This window comes from Janthinobacterium longum (genome assembly GCF_051380735.1).
Lineage (GTDB): Bacteria > Pseudomonadota > Gammaproteobacteria > Burkholderiales > Burkholderiaceae_D > Janthinobacterium.
On the sequence record NZ_JBNYXQ010000007.1, the window covers coordinates 202,085 to 214,131 of the forward strand.

Annotated in this window: 10 protein-coding genes; all 10 read left to right on the top strand. The window is 62.5% G+C overall.

Annotation, left to right across the window (positions count from 1 at the left end):
• The first annotated feature begins 579 nt into the window (after positions 1-579).
• From mraZ to murG, 10 genes are read left to right on the top strand one after another with little or no spacing between them, the layout of a single operon-like run.
• Positions 580-1,008: a division/cell wall cluster transcriptional repressor MraZ gene (gene mraZ / locus ACQ4WM_RS18455; protein ID WP_436548110.1), complete on the top strand. Its 429-nt coding sequence runs from the start codon at positions 580-582 to the stop codon at positions 1,006-1,008.
• 9 nt (positions 1,009-1,017) lie between these two features.
• Entirely contained in the window at positions 1,018-2,001 is a 984-nt protein-coding gene (gene rsmH / locus ACQ4WM_RS18460; RefSeq protein ID WP_436548111.1) for a 16S rRNA (cytosine(1402)-N(4))-methyltransferase RsmH, read from the top strand.
• Positions 1,998-2,270 carry a cell division protein FtsL gene (ftsL, locus tag ACQ4WM_RS18465; RefSeq protein WP_312435731.1) on the top strand — a complete coding sequence of 91 codons (273 nt, stop codon included), beginning with the start codon at positions 1,998-2,000 and terminating at the stop codon, positions 2,268-2,270. The genes rsmH and ftsL overlap by 4 nt, the downstream gene beginning before the upstream one ends.
• On the top strand, positions 2,267-4,048 hold the full coding sequence (locus ACQ4WM_RS18470) for a peptidoglycan D,D-transpeptidase FtsI family protein (protein WP_436548112.1): 1,782 nt from the start codon (positions 2,267-2,269) through the stop codon (positions 4,046-4,048). The genes ftsL and ACQ4WM_RS18470 overlap by 4 nt, the downstream gene beginning before the upstream one ends.
• A gap of 8 nt (positions 4,049-4,056) precedes the next feature.
• Positions 4,057-5,580: a UDP-N-acetylmuramoyl-L-alanyl-D-glutamate--2,6-diaminopimelate ligase gene (locus tag ACQ4WM_RS18475; RefSeq protein ID WP_436548113.1), complete on the top strand. Its 1,524-nt coding sequence runs from the start codon at positions 4,057-4,059 to the stop codon at positions 5,578-5,580.
• A gap of 11 nt (positions 5,581-5,591) precedes the next feature.
• Positions 5,592-7,016 carry a UDP-N-acetylmuramoyl-tripeptide--D-alanyl-D-alanine ligase gene (locus ACQ4WM_RS18480; RefSeq protein ID WP_436548114.1) on the top strand — a complete coding sequence of 475 codons (1,425 nt, stop codon included), beginning with the start codon at positions 5,592-5,594 and terminating at the stop codon, positions 7,014-7,016.
• 2 nt (positions 7,017-7,018) lie between these two features.
• A complete protein-coding gene (gene mraY, locus ACQ4WM_RS18485) occupies positions 7,019-8,194 on the top strand; it encodes a phospho-N-acetylmuramoyl-pentapeptide-transferase (protein ID WP_436548115.1) in 1,176 nt (391 codons plus the stop codon).
• Positions 8,194-9,738, top strand: a complete 1,545-nt coding sequence (gene murD, locus ACQ4WM_RS18490; protein ID WP_436548116.1) for a UDP-N-acetylmuramoyl-L-alanine--D-glutamate ligase — start codon at positions 8,194-8,196, stop codon at positions 9,736-9,738. The genes mraY and murD overlap by 1 nt, the downstream gene beginning before the upstream one ends.
• Entirely contained in the window at positions 9,738-10,949 is a 1,212-nt protein-coding gene (gene ftsW, locus ACQ4WM_RS18495) for a putative lipid II flippase FtsW (RefSeq protein ID WP_436548117.1), read from the top strand. The genes murD and ftsW overlap by 1 nt, the downstream gene beginning before the upstream one ends.
• Positions 10,946-12,037, top strand: coding sequence for an undecaprenyldiphospho-muramoylpentapeptide beta-N-acetylglucosaminyltransferase (gene murG / locus ACQ4WM_RS18500; RefSeq protein ID WP_436548118.1), 1,092 nt, complete (start codon positions 10,946-10,948; stop codon positions 12,035-12,037). Before ftsW ends, murG begins: the two co-directional genes overlap by 4 nt.
• Positions 12,038-12,047: the final 10 nt, after the last annotated feature.

Below are 12,047 nucleotides of genomic sequence, written 5' to 3' on the forward strand. Positions count from 1 at the left end.
GCAAGGGGGCTTTTTTTGTGCTCTGCAGACAAGCGATACAATAAAGTTGTATATGCAAGTAAAGGTGTTTTTATTTAAAATTTCTGATTATCAATAAGTTGCTGCAATGAAAAACATCGGACGCCAGCTGAAATTCGGCCTTGAAAAGCCTTGCTTCCAGACGAAAAGAGAATAAATTTTGCTCTGAAACAAGAGAATCGCCATCGGCGCTGCTGGCGGTGCTTTTTCCGCGAAACTATTGTTGTATGTCAACTACCTGCAAACATTCCAATTTTCCACTTTCGACATTTCCTGTGTTTACGGTAGCAAAACGCTTGTTATAGATGAGGTAGCACATTCACTATCTGTCATAAGTATCTAATTTATCGATATATTTTATTTTGAGACTGCTTCAACGAACTGCGCTAAGTCCTTAATTTCATTAATAAAATTCAAGTTTTCGCAATCGGAAACTGCTTGACCACCCTCGGTGCTTACTCTAAAGTGGTCAACTGTGTGAAAAAGTGTGTTTTTGTGGGAAATTTCCCCCGATCAGGGTGACGTCCAAGGCGTCACAGCTCAAGCTCAAAAAGGTCTTACGTGTTCCAAGGCGCGTCCGCTATCAGTCTCGATGCCAAGGGCAGGATGTCTATCCCTGCCAAGCACCGTGACGCGCTCGCCATCCAATGCGAAGGCCGCATGACCCTGACCCGCCACCCCGATGGCTGCCTGCTGTTTTTCCCGCGCTCGGTGTGGGAAAGCCACCGCCAGCAAATCGCCAGCTGGCCCATGTCGGCGCGTGCCTGGCAGCGCATCTTTCTCGGCAACGCCGTCGACGTCGAACTCGATTCGGCTGGTCGCGTACTGATCTCGCCCGAATTGCGCAGCGCCGCCGGCCTGTCGCGTGAAGTGATGCTGATGGGGATGGGCAGCCACTTTGAAATATGGAACGCCGCTACCCTGGCCGAACAGGAGCAGCAAGCCATTGCTGGCGGCACTCCCGATGTACTCTCCAATTTTTCTTTCTAAGGCTCCGTAATGACACTACTCACGGTGCCGGAATTTCAGCATCGCACGGTGCTGCTTGATGAGGCGGTCGATGCGCTTGACCTCACGGGCGCGCGTGCGCACGGCATTTACGTCGACGGCACGTTTGGCCGTGGCGGTCACAGCCGCCTGATCCTGTCGCGCCTGGCACCGGATGCGCGCCTGATCGGCTTCGACAAGGATCTGCAGGCGATTGCCACCGCCGAACAGATAGACGACCCCCGTTTTGACATCGTCCATGACAGCTTTGCCACCATGACGGCCAGCCTGGCCGCGCGTGGCGTGCATCAGGTAGACGGCATCCTGCTCGACCTAGGTATTTCGTCGCCCCAGGTTGACGATGCGGCGCGCGGTTTCAGCTTCCGCAATGACGGACCGCTGGACATGCGCATGGATACCACGCGCGGCATCTCCGCAGCCGACTGGCTGGCGGTGGAAACCGAGCAGAATTTAGAGAAAGTGATACGCGATTATGGGGAAGAACGGTTTGCTTTTCAGATTGCAAAGGCGATTGTTGCTGGCCGGGCAGTCCAGCCAATTTCAAGCACACGACAGCTTGCCGGCATCGTGGCAGGGGCAGTCAAGACCCGCGAGAAGGGTAAGGACCCCGCTACCCGCACCTTTCAGGCAATCCGTATTTTCATTAACAAGGAACTCGAAGATCTCGAGACTGGCCTGAACCAGGCTTATGCCTGCCTGGCGCCCGGCGCGCGCATGGCCGTGATCAGCTTTCATTCGCTGGAAGACCGCATGGTCAAGCGCTTCTTCGCTTCGAAGGCGAATGTTGAACAACCAGACCGCCGCCTGCCGATCCGCGCGGTCGACCTGCCGCAGCCGGAAATGAAGCTGATTTTGAAAATGAAGCCATCGGACGCCGAGATCGAAGGCAATCCGCGCTCGCGTTCGGCCGTGATGCGCGTGGCGCAGCGCTTGCCGCTGCCTGTCTCTGCTTCTGCCACGGGTGGCGTGCGATGACCGGCAAGCTCAGTATCGTGCTGTCGGCGCTGCTGGTCGCCTGCGGCCTGTCGCTGGTCAACGCGCAGTACCAGGCGCGCCATCTGCTGATCGACCTCGAGCGGGCGCAGGCCCTGTCGCGCCAGCTCGACATCGACTGGGCGCAGCTGCAGCTGGACCAGTCGACCCTGGGCAAGCATGAACGGATTGAATCGATTGCGCGGCGCGACCTGAGCATGACGCCGCTGACGGCAGCGCGTACGCAATACCTGACGGAGGGCGGGCCATGAAGCTGGGCAGCAACGGCAGCGGCGCTCGCGTGGCGGCCTCGAAAGGCGTACCGTTCTCGAAAAACCCGGTACTGGCCGTGCGCCTGCCCGTTTGGCGCTCGCGCGTGGTGCTGTTCGTGCTGTTTTTCGCCTTTGCCGGCCTGGGCGTGCGCGCCATGTGGCTGCAGGGCGTATCAACACAGTTTTTGCAAAAGCAGGGCAAGGCGCGCTATGAGCGCACGCTGGAACTGCCGGCCACGCGCGGCAAGATCACCGACCGCAACGGCCAGGTGCTGGCCTCGTCCGTGCCGGTGAAAGCCATCTGGGCGATTCCCGACGACGTGCTGCAGGCGCCGCCTGAAAAAATCAATGCGCTGGCCAACCTGCTTGAAATGAATGTCACCGAACTGCGCAAGAAGCTCGACTCGGACCGCAGCTTTGTCTACCTGAAACGCCAGGTCGAGATGGACGTGGCCGACAAGATCAACAAGCTGGGAATCGACGGCATCGACGAGCGCAAGGAATACAAACGCTTCTACCCGCAGGGCGAGGTGGTGACGCACGTGGTCGGCTTTACCAACGTTGAAGACGTGGGCCAGGAAAGCATGGAGCTGGCGCAGCAAAAAACGCTGGTCGGCACCACCGGCAGCCGCCGCGTGATCAAGGACCGCCTGGGCCATATCGTCGAAGATATCGGCTTCATCCATGAACCGCACGACGGCAAGGACCTGACGCTGTCGGTCGACAGCAAGATCCAGTACATTGCGTTTACCCAGTTGAAGGAAGCGGTCGAAAAATACAATGCCAAGGCCGGCGGCGCGGTGGTGCTCGACGTGCATACGGGCGAAGTGCTGGCCCTGGCCAACTACCCGAGCTACGACCCGAACGACCGTCGCAAGCTGACCGGCCAGCAGCTGCGCAACCGCGTCATGACCGATACCTTCGAGCCAGGTTCCACGCTCAAACCGATCACGGTTTCGCTGGCGCTCGACACCGGCCGGGTCAAGCCGACCACCCTGATCGACACGGGCGCTGGCCGTTACACGATTGCCGACCGCACCATCACCGACACCAGCGCGCATGGCGTGATCAGCGTGGCGCAAGTGATCGAAATGTCGTCCAATATCGGCTCTTCAAAAATCGCGCTGGGCATGCCGGCGCAGGAAATGTGGGAGATGTTTACCAAGGTGGGCTTCGGCCAGCAGCCGAAATGGGGTTTTCCCGGCGCAGTCGCCGGCCGCGTGCGTCCGTACAAATCATGGCGTCCGGTGGAACAGGCGACCATGAGCTACGGTAACGGCATTTCCGTCTCGCTGATCCAGCTGGCGCGCGCCTACATGATGTTCGCACGCGACGGCGACACGATACCGCTGTCGTTCCAGAAGGTCACCGAGCTGCCAGTCGGCCAGCAGGTGATCAAGCCGAAGACGGCGGCCGAGATGCGCGCCATGCTCGAACTGGTGGTGTCGGGTCCGCACGGCTCGGCCAAGCGGGCCCAGGTCGCCGGTTATCGCGTAGGTGGCAAAACCGGTACCGCCTACAAGGTGGAAAACGGACGCTATGCCATGCCGCGCAAATATATCGGCTCTTTCGTCGGCATGGTGCCGATGTCGGCGCCGCGCTTCATCATTGCCGTGATGATCGATGAACCGACCGGCCTGTATCACTACGGTGGCCAGGTCGCCGCTCCCGCTTTCGCGGCGATTGCCACCAACGCGCTGCGCGCGATGAACGTACCGCCCGATTCCTCCGTTACCGAAATCGTGGTCCCGGCCAATGCCGGCCCGGAGGCCATGTGAAGCTGCTCATGACCATACAAGACATTATTTCGTGGATCAAGACTGCCGCCCCGGGCGCGCAGCTGACATCCGATTCCCGCCGCGTGCAGCGTGGCGATGTATTTTTTGCCTATGCCGGCGCGCGCCGCTTTATCGACGCCGCCATTGAACTCGGTGCCGCTGCCATTGTGCATGACGACGCCGAAGGCGAGTTGGCCCTCGATGTACCGCACCTGGCCGTGCCTTTGCTGGCCGTGCCCGATCTGAAACGCCAGGCCGGCCCGATCGCGCACGCCTATTACGGCATGCCCGACAGCGCCATGTTCAGCGCCGGCGTGACCGGCACAAATGGCAAGACCTCGTGCGCATTGTGGCTGGCGCAAGCACTGGCGCGCCTGGGCGAGACCTCGTCGGTGATAGGGACTTTGGGCGTGGGCTTGTGCAAGGCGCGTGGCGAGATCGATTTCGACGTCACCGGCTACACCACGCCCGATGCCGTGCTGCTGGCGCGCAAGCTGGCCGCACTGCGCGACGCTGGCGCGCAAGCGGTGGCGATCGAAGTGTCGTCGATCGGCCTGGACCAGGACCGCGCGGCCGGCATGCATTTTGACGTCGCCATGTTCACCAACCTGACGCGCGACCACCTCGACTACCATGGCGACATGGCGGCCTACGAGGCGGCGAAAGTGAAACTGTTCGACTGGCCCGGCCTGAAAACCGCCGTCATCAACCTCGACGACGCGATGGGCCTGCGCCTGGCTGCGCACGTGGCAGGCAAGCCACAAGGTGATATTCCCGTTATCGGCTACACCTTGCAGGATGCCTCCAGCGTGCCGGACCTGCCCGGGGTATTGATGCTGCGCGCCAGCCAGTTCCGCAGCCGTAACGCCGGCACCGACTTCCAGCTTGAATGCAGCCTGGGCACCGCGCCGGTAAAAACCCGGCTGGTGGGCCACTTCAATATCAGCAATGCGCTGGCCGTGCTGGGCGCCTTGCTGGCGCATGGCGTCGCTTTGCGCGCGGCGCTCGACGCCATCGAAACCTTGCAGCCGGCGCCGGGCCGCATGCAGCAGGTGGGCGGCCAGGATGCGCCGATGATCGTCATCGATTACGCGCATACGCCTGACGCCCTGGAGAAAACCCTGCTCGCCCTGCGTCAGGTGGCGCAGGATCGCGGCGGCCAGCTGTGGTGCGTGTTCGGCTGCGGCGGCGACCGCGATCCGGGCAAGCGTCCGCAAATGGGTGCCATCGCCCAGCAGGCCGACCATGTGCTGGTCACCAGCGACAATCCGCGCAGCGAAGTTCCGCACGCCATCATCGAACAGATCGTGGCCGGCATGCGCGCCGACGGCCCGCAGCCGCAGGCGATCGAAGACCGCGCCGCTGCCATTTTGCTGGCCATCAAGCAGGCCGCCAAGCCGGACGTGATCCTGCTGGCCGGCAAGGGCCATGAACCGTACCAGGAAATCAAGGGCAAGAAACTGCCGTTTTCCGACGCCGAACACGCGCAGCTGGCGTTGTCGGCGCGCCTGACCATGATGAGGACCAACTGATGGAGCAGACCGTGCACGCCACACTCGCACAAGTGCTGCCTGTCCTGGCACCGGCCGGCGCGCGCCTGGCAGGCCGTCTCGATACGCCGTTCGTGGGCGTGACCACCGACAGCCGCCAGGCCGGCGTCGGTGCGCTGTTCGTCGCCCTGCGCGGCGAACGTTTTGATGCCCACGATTTCCTGCCTGACGTGGCGCGCCAGGGCGTGGCGGCGGTGATCGTCGAAGCCCTGCCCGAAGGCTGGGATGACAAGCAGGTTGCCGCCATCGTGGTGCCCGATACCCTGGTGGCGCTGGGCTGCATCGCCAACTTCTGGCGCCGCCAGTTCGACCTGCCCGTGATCGGCGTGACCGGCAGCAACGGCAAGACCACCGTCAAGGAAATGCTGTCGTCCATCCTGGCCGCCGCCTTCGGCGAGCAGGACCGGCTGGCCACGCGAGGCAACCTGAATAATGAAATCGGCGTGCCGCTGACGCTGTTTCGCCTGGCCGCCCACCACGATGCGGCCGTGATCGAGATGGGCATGAACCATCCGGGCGAGATTGCGCGCCTGGCGGCAATCGCCGAGCCGACCGTGGCGATGGTCAACAACGCCCAGCGCGAACACCAGGAATTCATGCATACCGTGGAAGCGGTGGCGCGCGAAAACGGCGCCGTGCTGTCCGCTTTGCCGCAAGACGGCGTGGCCGTGTTCCCGCATGGCGACGAGTTCACGCCGCTGTGGCAGGAACTGGCTGGCAGCCGCCGCGTGATCCGCTTCGGCCTGTCGAAAGACGCCGAAGTGAGCTGCACCCACCGCGCGGCCGAGGGCTTTGGCAGCGAGCTGTTCGTCACCGTGCGCGAGCTTGATGGCAGCGTGCAGCAGTTCTTTGTCGCCCTGCAGGCGGCCGGCGAACACAACGTGAAAAATGCGCTGGCCGCCGTCGCCTGCGCAGTCGGCGCCGGCATCCGGCTTGACGCCATCCGGCAGGGCCTGGAAGCGTTCGCGCCGGTGGCCGGGCGATTGCAGCAAAAGCGCGCGTTGAACGGCGCGACCGTCATCGACGATACCTATAACGCCAATCCCGACTCGGCGCGCGCCGCCATCGACGTGCTGGCGCAAGCCGGTGCGCCGCGCATCCTGGTGCTGGGCGAGATGGGCGAAGTGGGTACGCAAGGGCAGCAGTTCCACGAAGAGATCGGCGCTTATGCCGCCGCCAAAGGCATCGAACACGTGCTGGCGACGGGTGGCCTGGCGCGCCACATGGTCGCCTCGGCCGAGGGGACAGGCACGGTGGTGGAGTATTTCGAACAGTTCGACGGTTTGCTGGCGGCGCTCGATGCGCTGCTGGCGACCCAATCGGATGCAACAGTATTGATCAAGGGCTCCCGCTTCATGAAAATGGAACGGGCCGTGCAGCATTTGATTGGTTCAAACAATAACAAGGAAGCTCACTAATCATGCTGCTCTGGCTCGCTCATTATTTCCAGGACGACATTGGCCCACTGCGGGTCTTTAACTTCATCACCTTTCGCGCCGTTTTCGCCACCCTGACCGCCATCCTGATTGGCTTGTTCGCCGGCCCTGCTGTGATCCGCATGCTGACGCGCCTGAAGGTTGGCCAGGCCGTGCGTACCGACGGCCCGCAAACGCATCTGAAAAAACACGGCACGCCAACCATGGGCGGCGTGCTGATCCTGATCGCCATCGGCATTTCCACCCTGCTGTGGTGCGACCTGTCGAACCGCTTCATCTGGCCGGTACTGATCGTCACCCTGGGCTTTGGCGCCATCGGCTGGGCCGACGACTACCGCAAGGTGGTGTACCAGGACCCGGAAGGCATGCGCTCGCGTGAAAAATACTTCTGGCAGTCGCTGATCGGCCTGCTGGCCGCGTTTTACCTGGCCTTCTCTGTATCGATCTCTGAACCGAACGCCGGCCAGGTATGGAATCTGATCTACGCCTGGGTGCAGTCCGGCTTTGCGATGGACTTGCCACCCAAGGCAGACTTGATCGTGCCGTTCTTCAAGACCATCAGCTATCCGCTCGGTGTGTGGGGCTTTATCGCGCTGACTTATTGCGTGATCGTCGGCACCAGCAATGCCGTCAATTTCACCGATGGTCTCGATGGCCTGGCCATCATGCCGACCGTGATGGTGGGCACGGCCCTGGGCCTGTTCGCCTACCTGACTGGTAACGTCACGTATGCGCGCTACCTGTTTATCCCGCATATTCCGGGCGCCGGCGAGCTGGTGATCTTTTGCGGCGCGCTGGCCGGCTCCGGCCTGGCCTTCCTCTGGTATAACACCCACCCCGCCAAAGTGTTCATGGGCGACGTCGGTGCGCTGGCCCTGGGTGGCGCCCTGGGTACCATCGCCGTCATCGTGCGACAGGAAATCGTGCTGTTCATCATGGGCGGCATCTTTGTCGTCGAAACCCTGTCGGTGATTATCCAGGTAGGGTGGTTCAAATACACCAAGAAGCGCTATGGCGTTGGCCGCCGCGTCTTCCTGATGGCACCGCTGCATCACCATTTTGAACAAAAAGGCTGGAAAGAGACGCAGGTTGTCGTGCGTTTCTGGATCATCACCATGATGCTGGTGCTGCTCGGCTTGACCACCTTGAAGCTGCGCTGATGATGTACGCCAATCAAACCGCACTGGTACTGGGACTCGGCGAGTCCGGCCTGGCGATGGCCCTGTGGCTGGCCCGCTGTGGCGCATCGGTGCGCGTGGCCGACACGCGCGAAGCGCCGGAACGCCTGGCCGCCTTGCACGCTGGCGTGCCTGGCGCGCAATTCATCGCCGGCCCTTTTGCGGCCGGGCTGCTGGAGGGCGTCGATTTTGTCGCCGTCAGCCCGGGCCTGGCGCCGCAGCGCGAACTGGCCGCCATCGCGCCGGCCGCAGCGGAAAGCAATATCCCCGTATGGGGCGAGATCGAACTGTTCGCCCAGGCGCTGGCCGCACTGAAAACACAGCGCGGCTATGCGCCGAAAGTGATCGCGATTACCGGCACCAACGGCAAGACCACCGTCACCAGCCTGGTGGGTTTGTTGTGCGAACGGGCCGGCCTGGCCACGCGCGTGGCCGGCAATATCAGCCCGGCCGCGCTGGACGTGCTGCGCGAGGTGCTCGATGCCGAGCCGGCGCCAGTCGAAGCCGAGGGTGCCGAGCCCGTCGCCAGCACGCTGCCGCAGGCATGGATACTTGAATTGTCGAGCTTCCAGCTGCACACCACCTTCAGCCTGCAGGCCGATGCGGCCACGGTATTGAATTTGTCGCAGGATCATCTGGACTGGCATGGCGACATGGCCGCTTATGCTGCCGACAAGGCGCGCATCTTTGGCCAGCACACGGTGCGCGTGCTCAATCGTGACGACGCGGCGGTGATGCGCATGCAGGATGCGATGGTCGACAGCGTGACGTTCGGCACCGGCGAACCTTTGGCCGTCGACAGCTTCGGCCTGGTCAACGAGCGCGGCGTGTTCTGGCTGGCGCAAGCCGTGCCGAGCGAAGAAGTGATCGAGAAAAAACGCAGGAAGAACGATCCGGCGCCCGAACCCGTGCCGACCATGGCGAAAAAACTGATGCCGGCCGACGCCTTGAAAATTCGCGGACAGCACAACGCCTCGAATGCACTGGCGGCGCTGGCCCTGTGCCGCGCCATCGGCCTGCCGTTCGCGCCGCTGCTGCATGGCTTGCGCGAATACCAGGGCGAGCCGCATCGGGTGGAACTGGTCACGGCCGTCAATGAAGTCGAATACTACGACGACAGCAAGGGTACCAATGTGGGTGCCACGGTGGCGGCCATTAATGGCCTGGGCAAGGCGTTTGGCGGGCTTGAGCAGCGCCTGGTGCTGATCGCCGGCGGCGACGGCAAGGGCCAGGATTTTTCGCCGCTGGCCGAACCGGCGTCGCGCCACGTGCGCGCGGTGCTGCTGATCGGCCGCGATGCGCCGGCGCTGCGTGCGGCACTGGAACCATCGGGCGTGGCCTTGCATGACTGCGCCACCTTGACCGAAGCGGTGAAACAGGCGGCCACCCTGGCGCTGCCGGGCGACGCGGTACTGCTGTCGCCGGCCTGCGCCAGCCTGGACATGTTCAAGAACTATGCGCACCGCGCGCAGGTGTTTGTCGACGCCGTGCGCGACATCGCCCTCGATAACGGACAGGATCTCTGATGGCCTTCCAGCTGCCTTTCGGTTTCGGTTCCGGCTCGGCTGCCAAGCCGCTGGACGGCCGCGCGCGGCAGTCGAAGATGATGGACTACGACCAGCCACTGATCTGGGTGGTGCTGCTGTTGATGCTGCTGGGCATGGTGATGGTGTATTCGGCCTCGATTTCGCTGTCGGACGCGCGCAAGTTCGCCGCCTATACCAACAATTATTTCGTGGTGCGCCAGGCGCTGTTCATCGGCATTTCGATGATCGCCGGCGCGCTGGTGTTTCGCGTGCGCGTTGCCACCTGGCAAAAAATGGCACCGTGGCTGTTTATCGGCACCCTGGTGCTGCTGGTGATGGTGCTGATACCGGGCCTGGGCGTGTCGGTGAACGGCGGTCGCCGCTGGCTGAACCTGCCGGGCCTGCGCCCGCAGCCGTCCGAGCTGATGAAGGTGGTGATGGTGCTGTACGCGGCCGACTATACGGTGCGCAAGCAGGAATACATGCACAAGCTGACCAAGGGCTTCATGCCGATGGCGCTGGCAGTCAGTTTCGTGGGCCTGTTGCTGCTGATGGAGCCGGATCTGGGCGCCTTTGGCGTGATCGTCTGCATCGCCATGGGCATTCTGTTCCTCGGTGGCGTCAACGCCATCTGGTTCGGTGGCATCGGCGCCATGCTGACAGCGATTTTCGTCGCCATTATCGCGCTGTCGAAATTCCGCCGCGAGCGTTTCTTTGCCTATCTCGATCCATGGCAGGAAGACAATTCGCTGAACAAGGCCTACCAGCTGACGCACTCGCTGATTGCTTTCGGCCGTGGCGAACTGTTTGGCGTGGGCCTGGGCGGCAGCGTGGAAAAACTGCATTACCTGCCCGAAGCACATACCGACTTTTTGCTGGCCGTGATCGGCGAGGAACTGGGCCTGGTGGGCGTGCTGATCGTGATCGGCATGTTCTACTGGATTATCAAGCGCGCCTTCGATATCGGCCGCCAGGCGATCGCCATCGATCAGACCTTTGCCGGCCTGACGGCCAAGGGCATCGCCATCTGGATCGGCGTGCAGACCTTCATCAATATGGGCGTGAACCTGGGTCTGCTGCCGACCAAGGGGCTGACGCTTCCCTTGATGAGCTATGGCGGCACGGGCGTGCTGATCAATTGCATCGGCCTGGCGATCCTGCTGCGCATCGATTATGAAAACCGGATCCTGATGCGCGGGGGGCGGCTATGAGCACTGTAGAAAACTTGAAAACGAAAAAACTGATGATCATGGCGGCCGGTACCGGCGGCCATATTTTCCCTGGCCTGGCGATCGCGCAGACCATGCGCGCGCGCGGCTGGGAAGTGAGCTGGCTTGGCACCACCCACGGCATGGAGCAGGAACTGGTGCCGAAAAGCGGCATCCCCATGGACGCCATCGCATTTTCCGGCATGCGCGGCAAAGGGCTGGCACACACGGTCAAGGGCGGCTTCAAGATGATCGCCAGCCTGTTTGCGATTCGTGGCTTCATGTCGCGCCGCAAGCCCGACGTGGTGATGGGCATGGGCGGCTACGTGACGGTGCCGGGCGGCCTGGTGGCGCGTTTGAGCGGCGTGCCGCTGGTGCTGGTCAATGCCGATGCTGCATTACTGTTGTCGAACAAGACACTGCTTCCGCTGGCTCAGCAGGTATGCTTCGGTTTCCCTGCCGAATTTGGCGCCGCTGCCAGCAAGGCTGTCGTCACCGGCAACCCGGTGCGGGCCGAGATCCTGGCGATGGCGCCACCGGCGGCGCGTTTCGAGCAGCGCACCGGCCCCTTGCGCATCCTGGTGGTGGGCGGTAGCCTGGGCGCGAAAGCGCTGAACGACAACCTGCCTGCCGCACTGGCGCTGATGCCGGAAGGCGAACGGCCGTTGGTGACGCACCAGTCCGGCAAGAAGAATATCGACGCCTTGCGCGCCTCGTATGCGGCAGCGGGCGTGACGGCCAACGTGGTCGACTTTATCGACGATATGGCCGAGGCGTATGCGGCGGCCGATCTGGTGATCTGCCGTGCCGGCGCCATCACCCTGTCGGAACTGACGGCGGCCGGCGTGGCCAGCGTACTGGTGCCGCTGGTGGCTTCGACCACCAGCCACCAGCGCAATAACGCGCAGTGGATGGCGCAGCAGGGCGCGGCAATTCATTTGCCGCAAACGGAAATGAATCCAGCGTCGCTGGCGGCGATGCTGGCGTCTTTGACGCGCGACAGTTGCCAGCAGATGGCGCAAGCGGCGCTGACGGCAGGCAAGCGCGACGCCAATCAGGCGATCGCACACGTATTGGAACAATTGGCATGAGGTTAGCTCT

Excerpts from the sequence above, each read along its gene's own strand:
- mraY (WP_436548115.1), top strand. The coding sequence starts at position 7,019 with ATGCTGCTCTGGCTCGCTCATTATTTCCAGGACGACATTGGCCCACTG.
- ACQ4WM_RS18470 (WP_436548112.1), top strand. The coding sequence starts at position 2,267 with ATGAAGCTGGGCAGCAACGGCAGCGGCGCTCGCGTGGCGGCCTCGAAA.
- ftsW (WP_436548117.1), top strand. The coding sequence starts at position 9,738 with ATGGCCTTCCAGCTGCCTTTCGGTTTCGGTTCCGGCTCGGCTGCCAAG.
- ACQ4WM_RS18475 (WP_436548113.1), top strand. The coding sequence starts at position 4,057 with ATGACCATACAAGACATTATTTCGTGGATCAAGACTGCCGCCCCGGGC.
- murG (WP_436548118.1), top strand. The coding sequence starts at position 10,946 with ATGAGCACTGTAGAAAACTTGAAAACGAAAAAACTGATGATCATGGCG.
- rsmH (WP_436548111.1), top strand. The coding sequence starts at position 1,018 with ATGACACTACTCACGGTGCCGGAATTTCAGCATCGCACGGTGCTGCTT.
- murD (WP_436548116.1), top strand. The coding sequence starts at position 8,194 with ATGATGTACGCCAATCAAACCGCACTGGTACTGGGACTCGGCGAGTCC.
- ftsL (WP_312435731.1), top strand. The coding sequence starts at position 1,998 with ATGACCGGCAAGCTCAGTATCGTGCTGTCGGCGCTGCTGGTCGCCTGC.